The following is a 22467-nucleotide window of genomic DNA, read 5'->3' as shown; positions in this document are numbered from 1 at the left end:
ATTTTACTGTTTTAAACTTTTGTTCCAGGCAATATATCCTCTGATTGCCATGAATGTAAATACCAAATATTGCACCGAAGTAATTCCCAGCTCCTTATAGAGCATCATCGGTATGCAAATGAGATCTCCGAGAATCCAGAAATACCAGCTTTCGACGCGTCTTATCGCCATGAGCCACATCCCGATAAGAAAGACTGAAGTGGTTACAACGTCAAGCCAGTTTCCCCAGTCAAGATGGTAAAGACCAAAGCGGATTCCGTCTGAAGAGAAATTATTATCTATAAATGGTTTGTAGTAATAAACAGCTGTTACCAGCATCATACTCACCACAAAAAGAATGACACTGTAAAGCCAGTCCCGTTTTGTAGCCTTCTGAACATCCACATGAATATGATCATCAGAATTTTTTGACCATAAAATCCATCCGTAAACGCTCATTACGGTATAATATACATTGATAAGACAGTCGCCCAGCAGACCGAAATTGAAAAGAATGTAAACATAAATGACTGTCGAAATAATTCCCGTTGGGTAGAGCCAGATATTCTTTTTAATTGAAAAATAGACACTTATAATCCCTAAAATGCTTGCCGCAGCTTCCAACGCAATTTGCCCGTAAGTGTAGGCCTCATAGGGTTTTATAAAAAGATCATAGAAATTCATTGCTTCAAAAATACACAAAAAATCCGTCCGTTAAAATATTTTTAGAAAGCGTGAAAATCAATTTTTTATGGCCGATACTTAAAGTTTATGTTCTAAAAGTTAGCAATAAACGTTAATTTCTCTAAAATTTTTATATTTTCGTAAATCTTTAATTAAATTAAATTATATGTCTAAAATTTGGGCTAAAAAGCCAATGAGTGCTTACGAAGCCGATATTCAGAAGAGCGAGCTCAAGCGTGTCTTAGGGAAATGGAGCCTTACTGCTATCGGAATCGGAGCTATTATCGGAGGAGGTATTTTCGTACTTACGGGTACCGGTGCTTACTATAATGCCGGACCAGCCTTGGCACTTTCGTTCGTAATTGCAGGTATTGCCTGCGTTTTTGCTGCTTTATGTTATGCTGAATTTGCATCAATTCTTCCCGTGGAAGGTTCTGCCTATGCTTATGCATACGGAACTGTGGGAGAAATTTTTGCATGGATTATCGGTTGGGGACTGATTCTCGAATACGCCATGGGATCAATGACGGTCGCCGTTTCGTGGTCAGGATATTTCGGGAAACTGCTGAAAATGTTCGGTCTTCATTTACCGTATTGGATGACTACCGATCCCGGAACTGCTCACAAAGCATTCGGTGAAGCTACAAAACAGATTGCGGAAGGGAAACTGCCTGCAGACAAATTATTAGGGTTTCAGGAAACGATAGCTAATTTCAATGCAGCTCCTGAAATTGCAAATTTTAAATTATTTTTAAATCTTCCAGCTTTAGCAATCGTTCTGTTTGTAATCTGGATTCTATTGAGAGGAACAAAAGGAGCTGCAAAAGCAAACAACTTCATCGTAATTTTAAAGGTTTCTGCAATTATTTTTGTCATCATTGCCGGATTGTTTTTCATTAATGTTGATAACTGGTCACCATTTATCCCCGATGCTACTACAATCACAGAAAATGGCGTTACACACAAGGCTTATGGTCTGGCGGGAGTTGTTGCAGGAGCATCTGCAATTTTCTTTGCTTACGTTGGGTTTGATGCGGTTTCCACGCAGGCTGGAGAAGCGATTAATCCTAAAAAAGATGTACCGTTTGCCATCATCACTTCATTAATCATCTGTACAGTTTTATATATTTTGGTATCACTTGTTCTTACGGGAATGATGCATTACAGCGATTTTAATCCTTTAGGAAAATATCCTGATGCGATTAAAGCTCCTGTTGCTTATGCATTTGATATCGCAGGTCAGGCTTGGGCTGGTTATATTATCACCATTGCTGCTACCGTAGGTTTGATTTCTGTATTAATGGTAATGATCATGGGACAGTCAAGAATTTTCCTTGGAATGTCTAAAGATGGTCTTATTCCTGCAACTTTTTCAAAAGTAAATCCTGTTTCAGGAGTTCCAAGAAAAAACCTGATGATTTTAGGAACTGTGATCGCAATCGTTGCTTCACTTACGCCGATTAATGATTTGGCACATATGACAAGTTTTGGAACTCTTTTCGCCTTCACAATGGTTTGTGTTGCGGTTTGGGTTTTGAGAGTTAAAGAACCAAATATGGTAAGAAGTTTCAAAGTTCCTGCACTGCCGGTAATTGCATGTTTGGGAATTGCAATCAATGTTTATCTTATTTTTAACCTGAGTAAAGAAGCACAGATGTATTCTTTCGGATGGCTGATTATCGGTTTTATCATTTATTTCCTTTACAGTAAAAGAAACTCAAAACTGCAGAATGGCGGTTATGGCGAAACTTTCAAGGCTGAACAAAAACCTTTGGAAGATGTAGACATCGATATTGACAATAAAAAATAAATTTTAAATTCCGCCTCGTGCGGAATTTTTTTTGATTAAATTTGAGTAGTATGAAAAAATTAATAACCACCACATGTTTAGTCATTTCCTTTTTCTCTTTCGGACAGGAAATTGAGAGTTTTAAAGAAATTTATAAAGATCAAATCAGCATCAGAGCTTTGGAACTTCATGACGGTAAGGTTTGGTACAACGGAACTGATTCTAAATTTGGTTTTGTAGATCTTAAAAATCCCGAAAACAAAAAGCAAATTGCTCTCTCAGAAAAAAAGCTTCAGTTTCGAACTTTAGCGCAGGATCAGAATTCCTTTTACACGATAAATATTGAAAGTCCGGCTCAGTTTTTTAAGATTGATAAAAAATCGCTGAAGCATCAGATTGTTTATCAAGATACAGCCAAAAATGCATTTTATGATGCTTTGTACTTTCATAAAAATAAATTTTTTGCCTTTTCGGATCCTTCGGAAGATTTAAATTTAAAACTGATGGATTTCAAAATCGTAAAAGGAAAATTTGTGACTAAAAAATATCCGCACCTAAAGATGAAAATCGGTGAAGCCGCTTTTGCATCGAGCAATACCAATATTTCCGGTGGAGAAAATTTTCTGTGGGTAGCAACCGGCGGAAATTCATCAAGAATTTTAAGATTAAATCTGAAAAACGATAAACTTGAAGCTTTCGAGACACCTTTTGTACACGGGATATCATCACAAGGCATTTATTCTATCGATTTTTCGGGAGACAAATTCGGTATTGCCGTGGGTGGAGATTATACCAAACAAAACGAAAATGTAAACAACATTGCAACATCTACAGATGCCGGAAAAACGTGGCAGATTCAGGCATCGGGAAATAATGCAGGTTACACAACCTGTGTGAAAATTAAACCCAATTCGAAAGGAAAAGATATTATTTCCGTTGGAGATCAACATATTTCGTATTCATCAGACTTTGGAAAAACATGGAAGAAAATTTCAGATGAAAAAGGATTTTACGTTTGCAAATGGATTGATGCAAACACAATTGTTTTTGCGGGAAAAGATAAAATTTCTGTGATGAAACTGTCATTTTAGAAAATTTGCACTGTAGCGATCTCTTTTATGTTGAGGCAGGTAAAAGTATTTTTCTCCGTAGAAGTATTTAGACTGATTACAAAATAAGACTTCTGTCAAAGCCTAACATTTGTCATTCTTGGTAATTCAGCATTAATGAGTAATTTTGCAAAGCTGTCTATGTGACGGTTTACAAATTTTTCCACATGAATTCTTTAGTCGATAAATATAATATTCCCGGACCCCGTTACACATCTTATCCTACCGTTCCTTACTGGGACGAGAGCAGTTTTTCTCCTGAAAAATATAAGGAAACGGTAATAAGGTCTTTCGATGAATCTAATTCTGAAGAAGGGATTTCGATTTACATCCATCTTCCTTTTTGCGAGGCATTATGTACATTTTGTGCCTGTCACAAAAGAATTACGAAGCAACACAGCGTAGAAATTCCGTATCTGGAGTCTGTTTTGAAAGAGTGGAATTTATATTTAAAGCTGTTTTCAGAAAAGCCAAAATTAAAAGAACTTCACTTAGGTGGCGGAACTCCAACATTTTTTTCTCCGGCAAATTTAAAAACGATGCTTCAAGGTATTTTTGAAACTGTAGAAATCGCCGAAGATCCTGAATTTTCATTTGAAGGTCATCCGAATAATACGACCAGAGAACATTTAACAACATTGTATGATTTGGGTTTCAGAAGAGTGAGTTTTGGAGTTCAGGATTATGATCCTAAGGTTCAAAAAGCCATCAACAGAATTCAGTCGTATGAAAAAGTAAAGGAAGTCACAGAATTTGCGCGTGAAATCGGTTACAGAGGCATCAGCCATGATTTGGTTTTCGGTCTTCCACATCAAAACTGGGAAGCTATGGAAAATACCATCCGCAAAACGATGGAACTGAAGCCGGACAGACTGGCTTTTTATTCTTACGCTCACGTTCCGTGGGTAAAAGGTGTCGGACAAAGAGGTTTCGACGAAAACGACCTTCCGAGTGGTGACGAGAAAAGACGTTTATACGAAGACGGTAAAAAATTACTCGAAGATTTAGGCTATATTGAAGTTGGGATGGATCATTTTTCTCTTGAGCATGATGATTTGTATCAATCGATGACGCAGAGTAAACTTCACAGGAATTTTATGGGCTATACTTCAAGTAAAACACAACTGATGGTTGGTTTGGGAATGTCTGCGATCTCCGATTCATGGTATGCTTTTGCCCAAAATGTGAAAACGGTGGAAGAATACCAAAAGATGGTTGAGGAAGGTGAAATTCCTGTGGTGAAAGGTCATATTCTAAATCATGAAGATCTGGCTGTCCGCCGTCATATTTTGAATTTAATGTGTCAGCTGGAGACCGAATTTACAGATGCCAATTCATTCCCTGAATTGAAAAATTCACTTGAAATGCTCTCAGAAATGGAAAATGACGGTTTGGTTGAAATCTACGACACCAGAGTGAAAATTACCGAAAAGGGTAGAGCCTTCACAAGAAATGTTGCCATGGTTTTTGATTTGAGAATGATGCGAAATAAGCCTGAAACAAGGATTTTTTCAATGACGATTTAGTCATGAAAAGCAGAATTCTTCTTTCAGTTCTGTACATTTATGCACTTTTGGTCAGTGTTTTAAGAGCGATTCGTTTCCCCAGTGACTGGGCAGAGGCACATTGGCTGATGGACTACCGCTTCGGAATCACAAAACGGGGTTTGGCAGGAGAAATTTTCGGATTTGTTTTTGATAAGAATGAAATGAATATTATGATTCTGTCAGCAGCAATCCTTACAGGTTTATATTTGATTTTACTGATTATCGCTTTGAAAGAAAGTTGCAGAAAACAGATACATTCTCTGGTAATTTTATTTTTTGTTACCTTTTTTCTTTCACAATACATCGTTTTTTCGGCTCATTTAATAGGATATTTAGATCATCTGATTTTTTTAATGACTGTTTTAACGGTTTATTTCATTCGGAAAAAACAAACTTTTATCGCTTCTCTTATTGCAGCTATTTCAATTTTTATTCATGAAATTTCATTCTTTCTTTTGGTACCGGTGAGTATTTTTATACTGATCGTTTCCCATTTTTCAATTGACCGGTTTTCATTTAAAATTCTACTCAACAAACATTTTTTGAAGAAGATCATTCTGTTTGTGGCTCTTCCACTGTTTTCAATGATTGTTCTTTTTTACGTGCAGGAATTTCATTTGAATCTGAATCATGCTCAGATTTTCAACTATCTCACAAGCTTCAAATTTATTTCTGAAGTTCCCGCAGATGCTGTGGCATCGGGATTTACCAAAAGTTTCGCTTATCAGTGGGATGCTCAGAGTCCGCAGTTTTTTCAGCGGGTTTTTGCTTCAACCTGTACGGTTTTTTACGGAATTCCAATGGCTTTTATGTTTTTTCTAATGTTGAAAATTTTTAATTTAAAGAAAAATTTAAGCCTTTTACTGTTTATTGTAATCATCAGTTTTTGTCCGCTTCTTCTGCATGCGATTGCTTATGACACCTACAGAATCTGGACATTTCCTTTTATGATTATGTTTTTAATATTCTGGATTTTGAATTCATCAGAAGTAGATTTAAAACCTAATTTAAAACTTACGGTTTTCGAAATTTGCGCTTTCGCAATATGTATTTTATTGATGATTTTCTCACCGGTTTATCTTTTTGATAATGAATCTGATAAATTTTCTGGTGTGATAAAAATTATTTTAACCCTGCCATTAATTTTTCTTCTGATATTTAGCATAAAAAAATCTCAGATCAAAAACCTGAGATACTTTAAGTAAAATGACTCCTGAATTACTTGATGATGATTCTCTGACTGTAAGATTTCAGATCGCCATTTTTCAGGATTAAATAGTAAACTCCTGCCGGAATTCCTGTAATATTAATCCCGTTTTCATGGTCTATAACTCTTTGTTCCAAAACTTTTATTCCTTCACTGGTCATGATTTCGGCAGTCATATTCTGAAGGTTGTAAGCATTTACAAATATTCGTTCTGATGCAGGATTAGGATAAACTCTGATGCCTTCAGATAAAATATTCTCATCAGTTGCCAGAGTTCCAGACTGTATCTTAAAGATTTTTCCGCTTGTTACCGCAGCGACATAAAGTTCTTTCTGTGAATCCTGTCCGAATGTTGAAAAATTATTTCCGGTAAAAGCTGGTGTCCAGGTAATAGAATTGTCAGAATTCAGCATTCCAATCTGTGTGGAGCAGTAGTCTGCAAAAATATATTTTCCCTGTAACGCAGGAAATGCTGTACCTCTGTAAACATATCCACCTGTGATGGAGCATTTTCCGTTTGCATGGTCGTAAACAGCTATTGGGAAAGTCATTGAGCTCATTGGTGCACATCCTGTGGTACTGAATGTACTGTTGGCTTCATAACATTTCCATCCGTAATTGATTCCCGCCTGAGTGATAGGCATCGCATTTATTTCTTCGAAAAATTCCTGTCCTACGTCAGCAATCATAGCGTTTCCTGAAGTTAAATCAAAAGAAAATTTCCATGCATTCCGCAATCCGTAAGCCCAGACTTCATCGGCACCGTCAACTCCAATAAAAGGATTTCCCGGAGGAATATTGTAAGGTCCTGTGGAATTGATGTCTAATCTCAACATTTTTCCCAATAGAGAATTTTTATTCTGTGAATTGTTATTCGGATCGCCGCCACTGCCACCATCGCCTGTAACCACCCAAAGATATCCGTCTGGTGCAAAATGAATACTTCCACCATTGTGATTATCAAAAGGTTTTGGAATACTGATGATGATTTTTTCTGTAGTAGCATCAGCAACATCAGCATTTGCGCTTACCGTGTATCTCGCCACAGTCAGGTTGCCGGCAGTATCATTATAAAAAACAAAAAAATAACCGTTTGTGGCATACTGCGGGTGAAATGCAAGTCCTAAAAGACCACGTTCACCATTGTAGATAATTTTTGAAGCGATATTCAGAAAGTTGGTTCCATTGGTAACACCATTTGGCTGGAGTATTTTGATAATACCATTTTGCTGAACAACAAACAGCCGGCTGTCGTTGGCATTTACAATCTCCACAGGTGCTGTGAAACCCGTGGCAAACTCCTGCAATGTAATGCTTTGTGCAGAGAGCAGTGACGAACAAAGGATGCCCGCCACAAAAAGTAGATTTTTCATAATAATTTGGATTTTAGTGTGTTAAAAGATTGATGAAAAATCTGTACCAATTGAATTATTTAAAGCAAAGATTATAGAAAGTAATTTTAAAACCCTTATTTAACCTTGAATTTATCTGAAAATAAACGATTTCTGTTGTTAAAAAGTCAAAAAAAATACAATTAAATTGTTATATTTGCCGACTTAATTTAACGTAGTTATAACAAAATGCAAGGAAAAGGACTTATTACAATTATTGCTATTGTCCTCGGGTTGATTTGCCTAAATGAGCTTATACCAACCTGGTACGCCAGCAAAATTGAATCGCAGATCGAAGCTGCGAATGGGAACGAAAAAGAAATCAAGAGACTGAAGGAACAGACTCTGAATCTTGGGTACACAGAGCTTACTTACGCAAAAGCCAAAGACAAGGAAATGAAACTGGGTCTCGACCTTAAAGGCGGGATCAACGTTCTTTTGGAAATCAATCAGAGAGATCTGGTAAACGATTTAACCAATTATTCCACAAATCCTGTGCTTATCGAAGCTTTAAACAAGACAGATGAAGTACAGAAAAATTCTACTAAGTCATACATTGACAACTTTTTTGATCAGTTTGATGCTGTAAACAAAGCAAGAGGCGCAAATCTGAAACTTGCAGACGCTGAGATTTTCGGAAATACCAATCTTCAGGAAATCAAGCACAATACCACAGACGAGCAGGTAAAAAGCATTGTAAAAAAGAGAATTGACCTTTCTGTAGATGCTGCTTTTGAAGTGATCAGAACCAGAATTGACAAAGTTGGGGCTATTCAGCCAAACGTACAGAGAGTACCGGGTACAGCAAGAATTTCTGTTGAAATGCCGGGTATGAAAGACAGAGATAAGGTAAAGAAAATGCTTCAGACTTCTGCTAAACTTCAGTTTTGGGAAGTACAGCAGGCTCAGGAAGTTGTTCCTTATTTCCAGTCATTAAGTACGATGATTTCTGCTAAGGGAGATTCAATCGGTATTTCAAAGAAAACTGATCTGATGAAACTTTTACAGTTTGAAAAGCTTCAGTCTAATGGAGTGGGAAACATCAAAATTTCTGATACTGCAACTGTAAATAAAATCTTAAGAAGCAAAGTGGCACAGTCTTTAAGACCTGCCAACCTGAAATATACTCAGTTCCTTTGGGGCTACAAGCCGGAAGCTACATCTCCGGATGATCTTGTGCTTTATGCAATCAGAGGAAATATCAACCAGAAAGCACCGGTAGACGGAGCGGTGGAAACAGCAAAAATCAGCTACGATGATCTTGGAAGAGTAGTAGTAGATATGCAGATGGATTCTAAAGGGGCTAAAGAATGGAAAACTTTAACGGAGAAAAACGTTGGAAGACCGGTAGCAGTTACACTTGACGGAAATGTATATACTGCACCAAATGTTGTCAACGCAATTCCTAACGGTAGAACACAAATCTCTGGAAACTTCTCACAGGAAGAAGCCAAAGAATTGGTAGATGTTTTGGGAGCTGGTAAATTACCTGCAGGCGCAAAAGTGGTACAGGATACGGTTGTTGGTCCTTCATTGGGTCAGGAATCTATTAATGCTGGGATGATGTCATTCGCGATTGCATTCCTTATCATTATTGTTTATATTATTTTCTATTACGGCGGAGCTGGTGTTTATGCGGTAATCGCAATGATCATCAACTTGTTCTACATCTTCGGAATTATGGATTCCGGTGACTTCACGTTAACGCTTCCTGGTATCGCAGGTATGGTATTAACGATGGCGATGGCGGTAGATACGAACGTAATTATTTATGAAAGAACCAAAGAAGAACTTTTCGCTGGAAAAGGTATTCTTCAGGCTTATAAAGATGGATTTAAGCACGCTCTAAATGCAATTATCGATGGTCACTTAACGACATTACTAACTGCGGCTGTTTTATTCTTCTTCGGAACAGGTCCTATTAAAGGATTTGCTATTACTTTAGGTATTGGTATCATCATGACTTTATTCACGTCTGTTGCATTATCAAGAGTAATGATTTTCTCAAGACTTGAAAAAGGAAAAGGGCTTTCAGTTTGGACTGCTCCTACCAAAAATCTATTCAGAAATACATGGATTGATTTTATCGGAAAGAGAAAAATCGCTTATGCTGTTTCAGTAATTTTAACAATTGTAAGTTTAGTTTCAATCTTCACCAACGGTTTTAAATATGGAATCGACTTTACAGGAGGTAGAAATTATGTAGTAAGATTTGATAAAAATGTAAGCGCTGAAGACGCTGAAGAAAGTTTAGTGAAACTTTTCAAAACTGAAGATGGGAAAAACTCTTCTGTTGAAGCAAAAACTTTCGGTAACGACAGACAGTTGAAAATTTCTACAGATTACCTTTTCGAAGACGAATCTCTGAAAGCAGACCAGACTGTAGAAAACAAATTATATGAAGGTTTAAAATCAAATCTTCCTGCAAATATTACTTTGGAAGAATTCAAATCTGCAGATAAAGATCACGCAGGGATTGTTTCATCAGAAAAAGTAGGTCCTACGGTAGCAGATGATATTAAAACTCACGGTATTTTGGCTGTTGTTGCGGCATTAGCTGGTATTTTCATCTATATTTTGATCCGATTCAGAAAGTGGCAGTTCTCTTTAGGAGCAGTTGCAGCTTTGTTCCATGATGCAGTAATTATTTTGGGGGCTTACTCATTGCTTCACAACATTATGCCTTTCAACATGGAGATCAATCAGGATTTCGTTGCGGCAATTCTTACGGTATTGGGTTATTCAATCAACGATACGGTAATTATCTTCGACAGAATCAGGGAATATTTAAGAGAGAAAAAATCAGTTACATTGGCAGGTTTATTTGATGACTCTATCTCAAGTACTTTGGGTAGAACGTTCAACACAACTTTCACAGTATTGTTGGTAATTCTTGCCATCTTCATCTTCGGTGGAGACAACCTTAAAGGCTTCATGTTTGCCTTGTTGATCGGTATCGGTTTCGGTGCTTACTCATCAGTATTCATTGCATCTGCAATCGCTTACGACTTCCTTAAAACAGGTAAGGAAGAAGAAGTAAAAGGTAGATCTACTTCAGACAAAGAAGTTTTGGCTTCAAAATAAATTTAACTACAATTAAGTTATACGGACTGTCTTTTTAAGGCAGTCCTTTTTTTTGCTTGAAGATTTAGGTTTTACTTAAAATAGAAAGGGTAATTTAAATTAAATCTAAATGCAAAATAAAAGACCACACCTTTTCAGTTTTCATTAATTTTGCACCTATGGAAAAATCAAAGAAAAGCGCAGCCATCGGCTTTATCTTTATCACGCTTTTAATCGATGTGATCGGGCTTGGAATTATCATTCCTGTGATACCGAAACTGATTGAAGAACTTATCCACGGCAATGTGAATGAAGCTGCAAAATATGGTGGCTGGCTGGGCTTTGCGTATGCATTCACCCAATTTGTTTTTTCTCCGATTATTGGTAATCTAAGTGATAAATTCGGACGGAGACCTATTATTCTTATATCACTTTTCGGTTTTGCAATTGATTACATTTTCCTTGCTTTGGCGCCAAATATCTGGCTTTTATTTGTGGGAAGAGTTATTGCCGGAATTACGGGAGCCAGCTTTACCACGGCAAGTGCTTACATTGCGGATATATCCTCAGATGAAGACCGTGCAAAGAACTTTGGAATGATTGGTGCTGCTTTCGGTCTGGGTTTCATCATCGGGCCGCTTTTGGGAGGTGTTTTGGGATATTTCGGACCGAGAGTTCCGTTTTATGCAGCTGCTGTTTTATGTTTGGTTAATTTCCTCTACGGATATTTTATTCTTCCTGAAAGTTTAGACAAAGACAAAAGACGTGAATTTGACTGGAAGCGTGCTAATCCGGTAGGTTCTTTTAAATTTCTACTCAAACATCCTGAACTTTCCGGTTTGGTGATCAGTCTGTTTTTAATTTATATCGCCGGCCACGCGGTACAGACCAACTGGAATTATTTTACAATGAGCGAGTTTAAATGGGACGAACTTACCGTAGGTATTTCCTTAGGGGTTGTCGGGATTCTGGTTGCCCTGGTGCAGGGAGTTTTAATACGGTACACAACGCCAAAACTGGGTGAGTTCAAAAGTATTTACATCGGATTGGCACTGTATGCTTTCGGGATGTTGCTGTTTTCTTTTGCCACAGAGGGCTGGATGATGTTTGTGATTTTGGTTCCATACTGCCTTGGTGGAATTTGCGGTCCGGCTCTACAATCGGTTATCTCTAAAAATGTTGCTTCCAATGAACAGGGAGAACTGCAGGGTGCTTTAACAGGTTTAATGGCGGTTACGGCGACAATCGGGCCTCCTTTGATGACCAATCTTTTTTATCATTTCAGCGAAAAAAATGCAGCTTTCAGATTTCCTGGAGCACCGTTTTTCCTCGCATTCATCATGATGACAGTGAGTGTAGTGATTACTTATTATGCCTTCGAAAGAAAGAAATCTTAAAATATATTTAAATTTAAACCTAAACTAAAGATTTATATTGAATCTTTTGTATTTTTACAGAATGGAATTAAGTTTTGGAGAAATGGCTCTCATCGTTTTGGCGATCGTTGTTTTGTTCGGTCCCGATAAACTTCCGTCTATTGCCCGTGATTTGGGTGCAGGCGTTAGAAAGATGCGTGGTGCGGTAGATGATATCAAAACAGAAATCATGAAAGAAGCCGATAATCCGGTTTCAGACATCAAGAAAGAAATTGATAAGATTAAGGATGCTGCCAAAGAATACAATCCTTTAAATAATCTGGATGACGAGTTTAAAAACGCAGTGCCAAACGAATTCACAGATAACAAACCATTAATAAAACCTTCTGAAGACGAGACTTACGAAGGACCCGTAAGCAGATAATGGAAGAAGTAGTTTTAGAAGACAAAGAGATATTTCTGTATCTGAATACGCTCGGAAGCCAGCCGTTTGATCAATTTTGGATTTTAATCTCAAAAACCTTCATCTGGATACCTCTTTACGCTATTTTCTGCTATTTTCTCTACAAAAATTTCAAGCTTAAATCTTTTATATTCATTTTAATATTTGTGGCCATCGGAACTACGGTTTCAGATCAGATGGCGGGTGTTTTCAAACATGGAATCCAGAGATTGAGACCTTGCCATGACCCATCGCTACAAGGGTTGATGAGAATTGTAAAATGTGGCGGACAGCATGGTTTTTATTCTGCACATGCGTCTAATACCTTTTTTTTAGCATCTTATCTTACAGTTTTATTAGGAAAAAAAATCAAATGGCTGCCTTATTTTGTTTTCTTTTGGGCAGCAGTAGTTTCATACAGCAGAATTTATTTGGGCGTACATTTCCCGGGAGATATTTTGGTTGGGGCGTTTGCAGGATCTTTGGTGGGAGTGGTATTTGCTTTACTCGCTAAAAAAGTGATCAACAAACAAACCATATCTCAATGACAACAAAACTATTTTTTTTAGGTACAGCATTATTTTCAATGATCTGTATCAATGCTCAGGATAAAAAACTGGCAGAAGACTGTATGCGCAAAAACGATTATGTCTGTGCAGAAAAGCAGTATCAGATCTTAGCTGATAAAGAGTTAATTCAGAAATTTAAATCAGATTATTATCTTCAGTTGGGAACAGCACAGCGAAGACTCGGTAAAACCTCTTCTGCATTTAAATCCTTTGAATCTGCTCTGATTACAAATCCTCTTTCCGTTTCCGTATATGAAAATCTGGCGGCTCTTCACAATACAAAAGGCAGCCGTCCGAAAGCGCTGGAATACATCAATTCCGGACTCAAAGTTGATGAGCAGAACGCTAATCTTTATCTTTTGAGGTCTAAAGTGTATGACAATATGGGCAAAAAAGATCTTGCCCTGAAAGACCTGAACTACATTCTGACTTTTGCTCCGGACAATCTCTTCGCAAAAACAGGTTTGGCTACACTGAAAAGACGTTCGGGGGATCTTGAAGGTTCGCTTGCAGATTACAATAAACTTCTTACTGAACGACCGGAATCTCTTTTGTACAACGGAAGAGCCGAGGTGTACGTTCAGATGAAAAAATATAAGGAAGCTCTGGCTGACGTCAACAAATCGATTTCGATAGATCCTAAATTTTCTCAATCTTACGTCACGAAAGCATCAGTTTTATTTGAAACGGCAAAACCTAAAGAAGCCTGCGAAAATTTAGATAAAGCCATAACTTTAGGTCACGAGAAAATTCTTTTACCGGATTACGCATTAAAATGCACAAAAAAAACGCAGTAACAACCTGACTTACTTTTCTTCAAAATTACTTTTTATTCATGTTAAATATCGTTCTCGTAGAACCTGAAATACCGAACAATACAGGAAATATCGGCAGACTTTGTGTAGGAACCGAAAGCCGTTTACATCTTATTCATCCTTTAGGATTTTTAATTGATGACAAAAATCTGAAACGCTCCGGATTAGATTACTGGGTTCATCTTGATGTTACAGAATATCAAAATGTAGATGAATGGATAAAAAATATTCCGGATCTGTCACGTGTTTTTCTAATGAGTTCACATGCCGAAAAATCTTATCTGGAAATAGAATTTCAGGATGGCGACTGGCTGGTTTTCGGGAAGGAAAGTAAAGGTTTGAGCAAAGAGGTTTTAGACCGTTTTGAAAATCATCTGACGATTCCGATGTCTAAACTGATACGGAGTTTTAATATTGCCAATTCTGTTGCTTTTGTGGTGGGAGAAGCGAAAAGACAGCTCAATCTAAAACTTTAGTTTAATCGTTGTGGTAGGGTTTTCCCTGTAAAATCTGATCTGCACGATAAACCTGTTCAACGATAAATAACCGGATCATCTGGTGTGTAAATGTCATTTTAGATAATGACATTTTTTCATTGGCTCTGCTGTAGATTTCGTCGGAAAAACCATAAGCTCCACCAATCAGAATATGTATTTTTTTCACTGAAGAGTTCATCCATACATCAATCTTCTGGGCAAACTCGCGGCTGGTAAACTGCTTTCCTTTCTCATCCAAAAGAATCACTAAATCAGTTTTATCGATTTGATTTAAAAACAATTTTGCTTCCTCTTTTTTTAAAAGTTCCGGCGTTAAATTTTTAGCATTTCTGATGTCGGGAATTTCGGTAATTTCAAAATTCCAGTGTCTCGGAAGGCGGGTAAGATAATACTGAATAAGAGAATTAATTTCTTTATCGTCCGTTTTGCCAATACAAAGAAGTGAAATGCGCATTGTAGAATTTTTAGACTGCAAAGATATTTATTTTGTCAGAGTTTATCTGCCCTCCAATGATCAATGTTATTTTAAATGCTTATTTTTACCCGGAAACACACGTCTTTTGAAAGTAAAATATACCATTTCCGTTCTGGTTATTTCTGCGATGTTTAAATCTCAGGAAAAAGATTCTCTGAATCAGAATTTCAGTACTGCAAAAAACACTGTTTCAATCGTGGCGGGCACCAATTATATCGATAATACTTTCGGTCTTAATTACGGGAAAAACATTTATGAACTGAAAGCCAACGACGCTTTTTATGCAGAATTTTTTCTCAGATACCGTTTTATTGATGCTACATTCTCGTTCGCTCCAAAATTTCTATCGATCAACAATGACGATAAACTTAAAGGAAAAACTACCTATTTTAATCTTGGTTTTGCGTTCTTTCCGGGCTCAAAATTCCGGCAGTTTGCAGGATTGAGCATGATGAAAGGTCTGTATCTTGCCGACAGCAAAAGGTTTTTCAATGATATTTCAGCATCAGACGCTCCTCCAATTGATTTTACTGATAATTTTATTTTCCCCAACGCCGAATATCTTTCATTTCAGGGTGAAACCAGCTATTTGTGGAAGGGAAACAAAGAAAATTACCGCCCGTTCACCAACATGACGTACCAACCGACAAAGAATGAATGGATTATTATGACAGGTCTGGCATATCAGTACAACATTATGAGAAACACCAACACGGTGCGGTTTCAGGATGTTGAAATTACAGACCCACAGGAAGACTCGCCTTCACGGGATTTAAAAATTGCGATTAAATCCGGCGTAGGAATGCAGCGTGTTTTCGGTAAAAACTGGTACGCAATTGCTGAACTTTATCCGCAGGTCTATTATGCAAGAATTATTTCTGAACGTTTTCATGATTTTAATATTGGCCTGAATTCTGCGGGAAGATTTGGCTACGATAATGGCAGGTTTTTCGCCGGAGTATCAGGAATGATGAACTGGACGAATAACAGAAATGAAAATTTTTACTCATTCACACACTGGCAGGCAAGAATAGGTTTTGGTATTCGGTTTAATAACCCGAAATTTGCAGAGAAAGTATTTGATAAGGCCGAAGAAAAATTCAATAATTTTAAAAAGAAACATGGCAATTAAAACTCCCGCAGTATTCCTGAGGATTCAGAAATTTTTCGAAGATATTCACCTTCCTGTACTGGGAATCTCTCTTTGGGAGATGTTCCAGATTTATTTTGCCGGAGTTTTTAAAGACAGAATCGGACGAAAAGCTGCAGGAATTTCCTGGAATTTTACCTTAAGTCTTTTTCCTTTTATATTGTTTTTACTGTCGGTTTTACCCTACATGCCTCATTACGACAAGCTCCAATTTTATATTTTTGAGGTCTTGATGCACAATATTTTCCCAAGCAATATTGAAGGTGACGTAAGATCCTATATTGAAGATAATATTATTCCTAACATGAAGGGAATCAGTAATTTAACCATTCTTATTGCCTTGATTTTTGCCACCAACGGAACTTTTGCCCTGATCAGCGGCTTCAACGAGAAATCCGAAGAAAAACTAAGTGATGTGAAAGAGTTTATTCTTTCATTTTTTATCACAATCGGCTTTGTAACCATTGTTTTCCTCGCTCTTTTCGGTGTTTATTATGTGGAAGTCGTAATGAAACTTTTCACGCCCATTGATAATATTACATGGCTGACGAAAAATCTTTCTGCAATCATTGGTTTTGTATCATTTCCGGTATTTTTCTTTTTGCTTTTAACCTTATTTTACTGGTTGGGAACTGTGAAAATTGTGCGGTTCAGACAGGCTGTTCCGGGAGCGATTCTTACTACAGTTCTGTTTATTATCACTACCTATTTTTTCACACTTTACGTTAAAAATATTGCCAGATACAACGTTTTATACGGTTCCATCGGAAGTATGATTTTATTGATGGTCTGGATCAATGTAAATGTTTATTTGCTGCTTTTTGGTAATGAACTGAACATGGCTTTAAGAAAACTCAGAGTTGAAAAACTACTTGCCGACGAGCTGAAAAATGAAGCCGATCAGTATATTTCAACTACATTTGAGCCTAGTTTTGATGGTGACGATGAGCATACACGTAAAATTGACTTAAAACAAAAGAAAACAGATGATGAGAAACAGGATAATTAAAATTTGTCTGCTGTGCATCGTGGTCAGTCTGCAGTCTTGTCAGCATATTCTGGATCAGGCTGAAGAAAAAAGGACACAGGAAAATTTCACTTCAGAATTTATGGGTAAATATACGGGAACTTACTCCGGCGACATCAGCGGTAGTCTTACAGTAAATATTGCTAAAGATGCTTCTGCGGGAGTAATAAGAAGTACAAACGGTGGAACGGATTCTTATTGGACCAGTCTTATCGGGTCTTCTTTCAACACAACAGTAAAATCACCTCAGGGTTTCATCATTTACGGAAATTTACAGAACAAAAGCGGAACCTGGGAAATGGGAAACGCAAAAGGAACGTGGAGTGTTGTCAAAAATTAATGATTAAAATTTAATTACTTTTTGCAGAGCTCATTTTTAAAACCAATGCACCGGAAACTGCCGCAATCAAGGAAGCAATCAGGACAGCAAACTTAGCTTCATTCTGAATCTGAATTTCATTTTTAAATGAAAGCAATGCAATAAAAATCGACATTGTAAAGCCAATTCCTGCAAGTAGACCAACGCCTGCCATCTGTCTCCAACTGCTGTTCTCAGGAAGGCTGCTCAATTTTAATTTTACGGCTAAAAATGAGAAAAGGTTGATGCCTACAAGCTTTCCGACTACCAAACCAAAAATAATTCCGAGGCTTAAACTATTTGTTAAACCCTCAATCATACCATTTTCGAAATGAATATTGGTGTTTGCCAAAGCAAAAATAGGCATAATTAAAAAATTAACAGGAATATGAAGCTGATGCTCCAGTTTCTCAAGAGGAGAGGGAATTACAGATGATTTATTTGTTGGAATGGTAAATGCCAAAAGAACTCCCGCAATCGTTGCATGAATACCTGACTGATGCAAAAAATACCATAAAAAAGCTCCTGAAATCAGATAGAAGACTATGTTTTTAACTTTCAGATAATTAAGTAAAGCCAGCAACCCGACAATTCCGAAAGAGATCAGAAGGCTTAAAAAATGGATTGAATCTGTATAAAAAAATGCAATCACTAAAATAGCTCCGAGATCATCCACAATCGCCAAAGCTGCCAAAAAAATCTTTAATGAAGCAGGAACTTTGTTTCCCAAAAGCGAAATGATTGCAAGCGAAAATGCAATATCTGTCGCCATTGGAATTCCCCAGCCATTGCTGAAATCTGTTTTAAAATTAAATACCAGAAAAATTAAAGCAGGAACCACCATTCCGCCGACTGCAGCGAAGATGGGAAGCGATGCTTTTTTAAATGAAGCAAGCTCGCCTTCCAGAATTTCTCTCTTAATTTCCAGACCTACCAAAAGAAAGAAGATGGCCATTAAACCATCATTAATCCAGGTGCTGACAGAGTATTTTAAATGTAAATTTTCCGCTCCGAGTTTATAATTCAGAATGTTATTGAAACCTTCGTTCAGTGATGAATTGGCAATCAATAAAGCTGCTGCAACACAAAATATCAATAGGATTCCCGATGACCGGCTGTTTTTCAGAAATTTAATAAAGTAGACACTAAGATTCATATTTACAATCTTCTCACTCTTGAAACTCCGTTGATGTCTTTCAGTTTTTTAAAGGTTTCTTCCAACTGACCTGTGTGCTTTACTTCGAGATTGATGTTTCCTGTAAAAATCCCGTCGTTGGATTCAATCGACATACTTTTCATATCCATGCCCATCGCTCCGCTGATTACGGTGGTAATGTCGTTGATCATTCCCATTCTGTCAAGTCCTTCAATCTCTATTTTCACTCTGTTTTTAAAGCTTTCCTCGTTCACCCATTTGGCAGGAATTACACGGTAATCATATTGTGCACGCAGGTTTATAGCGTTCGGGCATGTGTCCAAATGAACTTTTATTCCTTCTGAAATGGTAATAAAACCAAAAATTTTGTCTCCAGGAATTACGGTGCAGCATTTTGCATAAGAATAATTCAGTTTTTCTTCATCTTTGCCGAAAACAATCATGTCGAGATTCTGCTCTTTTGGCTCCTCGTAATGAACGTTTTTAGATGGCGATTTTCTGAATCTCGAAAGTAAATTATTAAACACATTTTTACTTTCAATATATTTTCTTAAGCTGCTGACATCTAATTCGTTACTTTGGAATTTTAAAAATAATTCCTGAGATGTTTTAAGATTAAAAAACTTCTGAAGCTTATTGATTTCTTCGTCATTAAAATTGATTTTTGCATGACGGAGTTTTCGCTGAAGAATTTCTTTACCTTCATCTACCAGAGAGTTTTTCTGTGAATTGAGAAATCCTTTGATTTTAGACTTGGCTTTTGATGTAACAACAAAATCCAGCCAGTCAGACTTTGGTTTTTGATTTTGAGATGATAAAATATCGATCTGATCACCGTTTTGAAGTTTATAGGAAATCGGAACCAGTTTGCCATTGATTTTCGCTCCCAAACATTTCATTCCCAAATCTGAATGCACAGAAAATGCAAAATCCAGAGCCGAAGCGTTGGTTGGAAGGATTTTTATCTCACCTTTCGGGGTAAAAACAAATACTTCTTTTGAATAGAGATTAAGTTTAATATTATCTAAAAGTTCGGATGTACTCAGATTCTGCTGCTGTTCCAAGACATCTCTGATTTCCGTTACCCATTTTTCAAAATTTCGGTCTTCAGTGCTTTGTTTGTAGCCTTCTTTGTATTTGTAATGGGCGGCAACACCTTTTTCAGCGATGTCATCCATTCTTTCGGAACGGATCTGAACTTCAATCCACTTTCTGTCTGGTCCCAAAACGGTTAGGTGTAAGCTTTCATATCCTGTTGATCGGGGTTGTGTGATCCAGTCCCTCATTCTGGAAGGGTTGGAATGATAAACATCCGTTACAATAGAATATATTTTCCATGCGAGAAATTTCTCGTTTTTGGCATCCGACTTATAGGTGATTCTGATGGCATAATTGTCATAGACTTCCTCAAAGGAAACGCCTTGCTTCAGCATTTTCCTGTAAATTGAAGAGATGGCTTTCGCCCTACCTTTGATGCTGAAATTTAAACCTTCATCTTTCAGACGGTCTGAAACTTCATCTTTAAATTCCTCAATATATTTTTCCCTTGATTCTTTTGCAAGTTCAAGTTTTGATGTGATCTCGTTGTATACTTCAGGATTATTATATTTTAATGAAAGGTCTTCAAGCTCAGATTTGATATAATACAAACCTAAACGGTGCGCCATCGGAGCGTAGATGTAAACGGTTTCGGAAGCAATTTTCTTTTGCTTGTCGGGCGCCATACTTTCCAAAGTACGCATGTTGTGAAGGCGGTCTGCAATTTTGATCAGAATTACCCTGAAATCTTCGGAAAGGGTAAGCAGAAGTTTCCTGTAATTTTCAGACTGAACCGAAATATTCTGATGGTTCATGATCGAAATTTTGGTAAGACCATTCACGATCTCTGCGATTTTAGACCCAAATATTTTCTGTAAATCTTCAAACGTGTAATCTGAATCTTCGATTACATCATGTAAAAGTGCACAGGCAATGGATGTTGCTCCCAAACCAATCTCTGTAGCGACAATTTTTGCAACGGCGATAGGGTGATAAATGTAGGGCTCTCCGGATTTTCTTCTCTGGTCTTTGTGAGCATCCAGAGCGATATCAAAAGCCTTTCTTATCAGTTTGTTGTGTTCTTCATCTAATGTACGGTAAGTATTAGAAATCAGATCTTTATATCTTGCGAGAATTTCTTTATTCTCCTGTTCCAGGTCATAACTCATTTGCGAAGGCTTTGTGTAGACGAAAATACGAAAAATAAACGCAGTTATCAATTTAAACCCACAAAAAAATCCGCAGTTTTTTGGCTGCGGATTATGGTTATTAGTTTAATGAATTAGTTTTTTTCAAAATTTCACTTCAGAGTCCATGCCTTCTGTGGCACCTTTGAATCGAAGATCCGGACTTGCGTGAATTTCAGTTTTGTTTTTGGCATCAATGTACTTTTTAACGGTCGCATAAGATGCCTGACTGATGCTCATGTTTTCTATGTGGTAAGTCTTTAGCACAGAATTCTCCGCAAAAACCTTTCTTACCTCATTTTCCTGTTCAGGATTTGTGATCTGAACGCTGGTCATGTAAGGTGAATCATGATGATTTTCTGTGATATATACAATGTAGTCTGCATTATCGAAACCTGCCATTTCAAGCTCGATTTCGAGTCTTTTATAATCGCTGTGTCTCTGGAAAACACCGGTAATAATTGTAGACATGATATTTTGTTTTGGATTTGCATTAAAGGTACAAAATAATTGTATATGATTGCGAAAAATTTACATAATAATTAAATATTTTATTTTTTCTATAAATATTTATTATAATTTAATAGATTGTCTATCGGCTTTGAAGTTTCGCGTGTTATATCAGTATATAATTTCGAGATTTTGAATGTTTTCCTTTTTGAAGACATCATAAATGTTAGAAATATTATTTTTTCTTGTTTTAACATCTGCATTAATAATCGTTTTCATTTTATTGACAGTAACTTCGATCCTGTCGTTGAAAATTTTATAACCGGCATTTCCGCTTGAGAAAGCGAGCGAATTATCTTTTTTAGAATAGAAAAATTTATCGCTGTACAAAAGTTCAATGTCGCCATTTTTTTTAGTAAATAAGTAATAAAGATCATTGTCATACTTCTTAATAAGATACATCTTTTTAGCATTTTCTACCGTGTAGCTTGTAAGAATATAATCTGCAACAATATCTGCAGCGATGGTCTTGAATTTATAATAAATGTATTTGTTTTTCCATTCTTTAACTGTAGTTTCAAAATAAAGTCCCGTAGCATCTAACGCTTCTTCTGATTGTTTTATCAGAAATGGTTTTCCATTTTTTATTATAAAATCAGAATACTGATGCCAACAACAACCGGACTTTGTCATGACATGGATTTGTTTTTTAGATTCATCAACATCAAAAAAACCACAGTAGTTTTGTGCCAAATCTGAAAAATTCGGATTTTCTACAAAACCGTTCTTATCGTTAATGTACACATTATATGAAGGACCTCCATAGCAACTTTCGTTTCCGTATTTCAAAGCGAGATCTTTTTTACCGTCAAAATTGAAATCATCATAAATTATGATACTCTGATGACCATAAGGAATTTCTGCAATATTGGATTTTATATTTTCAAAATCATAATCATCAAGATGCACTTCCTGATTAATAAGCGGTTTTTTATTTTTCAAACTGAAAACCTTGAGTGTTTGCGAAGATTTGTTTTTGGTAACAGTTGCATAGAAATCTTTAGAGAAATCTGTGATTTTATAGCTTTGAGCGTTTGAAAGAATGCAGGGAAATAACAAAATAATCAGTTTTTTCATCGTTCAAAATTGAATTTAAAA

Annotated in this window: 20 protein-coding genes; 13 read left to right on the top strand and 7 right to left on the bottom strand. The window is 36.7% G+C overall.

Features of this window, described 5'->3' with window-relative positions:
* Positions 1–3 precede the first annotated feature (3 nt).
* Positions 4–663 carry a nicotinamide riboside transporter PnuC gene (pnuC, locus tag NG809_RS02260; protein ID WP_262147702.1) on the bottom strand — a complete coding sequence of 220 codons (660 nt, stop codon included), beginning with the start codon at positions 661–663 and terminating at the stop codon, positions 4–6.
* Positions 664–829: 166 nt separating this feature from the next.
* On the opposite strand from pnuC, the gene NG809_RS02255 reads away from it, so the two are divergent.
* From NG809_RS02255 to NG809_RS02240, 4 genes are all read left to right on the top strand, one after another.
* Positions 830–2473: an APC family permease gene (locus tag NG809_RS02255; protein ID WP_317619141.1), complete on the top strand. Its 1644-nt coding sequence runs from the start codon at positions 830–832 to the stop codon at positions 2471–2473.
* 50 nt (positions 2474–2523) lie between these two features.
* On the top strand, positions 2524–3543 hold the full coding sequence (locus tag NG809_RS02250) for a WD40/YVTN/BNR-like repeat-containing protein (protein WP_262147700.1): 1020 nt from the start codon (positions 2524–2526) through the stop codon (positions 3541–3543).
* A gap of 185 nt (positions 3544–3728) precedes the next feature.
* Entirely contained in the window at positions 3729–5087 is a 1359-nt protein-coding gene (hemN, locus tag NG809_RS02245; RefSeq protein WP_262147698.1) for an oxygen-independent coproporphyrinogen III oxidase, read from the top strand.
* Between the two features lie 2 nt (positions 5088–5089).
* Positions 5090–6313: a hypothetical protein gene (locus NG809_RS02240; RefSeq protein ID WP_262147696.1), complete on the top strand. Its 1224-nt coding sequence runs from the start codon at positions 5090–5092 to the stop codon at positions 6311–6313.
* A gap of 13 nt (positions 6314–6326) precedes the next feature.
* On the opposite strand, the gene NG809_RS02235 is transcribed toward NG809_RS02240, so the two are convergent.
* Positions 6327–7688, bottom strand: coding sequence for a PQQ-dependent sugar dehydrogenase (locus NG809_RS02235; protein ID WP_262147694.1), 1362 nt, complete (start codon positions 7686–7688; stop codon positions 6327–6329).
* A 207-nt stretch (positions 7689–7895) separates the two neighbouring features.
* On the opposite strand from NG809_RS02235, the gene secD reads away from it, so the two are divergent.
* From secD to NG809_RS02205, 6 genes are all read left to right on the top strand, one after another.
* Positions 7896–10790: a protein translocase subunit SecD gene (secD, locus tag NG809_RS02230; protein WP_262147693.1), complete on the top strand. Its 2895-nt coding sequence runs from the start codon at positions 7896–7898 to the stop codon at positions 10788–10790.
* Positions 10791–10948: 158 nt separating this feature from the next.
* The gene (locus NG809_RS02225; protein WP_262147691.1) at positions 10949–12166 is read left to right on the top strand and encodes a TCR/Tet family MFS transporter; all 1218 of its coding nucleotides are present in this window, start codon (positions 10949–10951) and stop codon (positions 12164–12166) included.
* A gap of 61 nt (positions 12167–12227) precedes the next feature.
* Positions 12228–12569: a Sec-independent protein translocase subunit TatA/TatB gene (locus NG809_RS02220; RefSeq protein ID WP_262152543.1), complete on the top strand. Its 342-nt coding sequence runs from the start codon at positions 12228–12230 to the stop codon at positions 12567–12569.
* Complete coding sequence (locus NG809_RS02215) at positions 12569–13135, top strand: phosphatase PAP2 family protein (protein WP_262147689.1); 567 nt, start codon at positions 12569–12571, stop codon at positions 13133–13135. Before NG809_RS02220 ends, NG809_RS02215 begins: the two co-directional genes overlap by 1 nt.
* On the top strand, positions 13132–13953 hold the full coding sequence (locus NG809_RS02210; protein ID WP_262147687.1) for a tetratricopeptide repeat protein: 822 nt from the start codon (positions 13132–13134) through the stop codon (positions 13951–13953). The genes NG809_RS02215 and NG809_RS02210 overlap by 4 nt, the downstream gene beginning before the upstream one ends.
* A gap of 38 nt (positions 13954–13991) precedes the next feature.
* Positions 13992–14447 carry a tRNA (cytidine(34)-2'-O)-methyltransferase gene (locus tag NG809_RS02205; RefSeq protein WP_262147686.1) on the top strand — a complete coding sequence of 152 codons (456 nt, stop codon included), beginning with the start codon at positions 13992–13994 and terminating at the stop codon, positions 14445–14447.
* Between the two features lies 1 nt (position 14448).
* Here NG809_RS02205 and NG809_RS02200 read toward each other — a convergent pair whose 3' ends face one another.
* The gene (locus NG809_RS02200; RefSeq protein WP_262147684.1) at positions 14449–14922 is read right to left on the bottom strand and encodes a 23S rRNA (pseudouridine(1915)-N(3))-methyltransferase RlmH; all 474 of its coding nucleotides are present in this window, start codon (positions 14920–14922) and stop codon (positions 14449–14451) included.
* Between the two features lie 106 nt (positions 14923–15028).
* Between NG809_RS02200 and NG809_RS02195 the strand changes: the two genes are divergently transcribed.
* From NG809_RS02195 to NG809_RS02185, 3 genes are read left to right on the top strand one after another with little or no spacing between them, the layout of a single operon-like run.
* Complete coding sequence (locus tag NG809_RS02195) at positions 15029–16075, top strand: DUF4421 domain-containing protein (protein ID WP_262147682.1); 1047 nt, start codon at positions 15029–15031, stop codon at positions 16073–16075.
* On the top strand, positions 16065–17102 hold the full coding sequence (locus NG809_RS02190; RefSeq protein ID WP_262147681.1) for a YihY/virulence factor BrkB family protein: 1038 nt from the start codon (positions 16065–16067) through the stop codon (positions 17100–17102). Before NG809_RS02195 ends, NG809_RS02190 begins: the two co-directional genes overlap by 11 nt.
* Positions 17083–17460 carry a hypothetical protein gene (locus NG809_RS02185; RefSeq protein WP_262147679.1) on the top strand — a complete coding sequence of 126 codons (378 nt, stop codon included), beginning with the start codon at positions 17083–17085 and terminating at the stop codon, positions 17458–17460. The genes NG809_RS02190 and NG809_RS02185 overlap by 20 nt, the downstream gene beginning before the upstream one ends.
* A 10-nt stretch (positions 17461–17470) precedes the next feature.
* Here NG809_RS02185 and nhaA read toward each other — a convergent pair whose 3' ends face one another.
* The 4 genes from nhaA to NG809_RS02165 form a co-directional block, all read right to left on the bottom strand.
* Complete coding sequence (gene nhaA, locus NG809_RS02180) at positions 17471–18634, bottom strand: Na+/H+ antiporter NhaA (protein WP_262147676.1); 1164 nt, start codon at positions 18632–18634, stop codon at positions 17471–17473.
* Between the two features lie 2 nt (positions 18635–18636).
* Complete coding sequence (locus tag NG809_RS02175; protein ID WP_262147674.1) at positions 18637–20841, bottom strand: RelA/SpoT family protein; 2205 nt, start codon at positions 20839–20841, stop codon at positions 18637–18639.
* A 123-nt stretch (positions 20842–20964) separates the two neighbouring features.
* The gene (locus NG809_RS02170) at positions 20965–21330 is read right to left on the bottom strand and encodes a hypothetical protein (RefSeq protein WP_262147671.1); all 366 of its coding nucleotides are present in this window, start codon (positions 21328–21330) and stop codon (positions 20965–20967) included.
* Positions 21331–21480: 150 nt separating this feature from the next.
* A complete protein-coding gene (locus NG809_RS02165; RefSeq protein WP_262147669.1) occupies positions 21481–22446 on the bottom strand; it encodes an XAC2610-related protein in 966 nt (321 codons plus the stop codon).
* Positions 22447–22467 lie beyond the last annotated feature (21 nt).

It is taken from the genome of Chryseobacterium foetidum, assembly GCF_025457425.1.
Lineage (GTDB): Bacteria > Bacteroidota > Bacteroidia > Flavobacteriales > Weeksellaceae > Chryseobacterium > Chryseobacterium foetidum.
The sequence above is the reverse complement of the archived record's forward strand: the minus strand, read 5'-3'. Positions and strand labels throughout refer to the sequence as shown.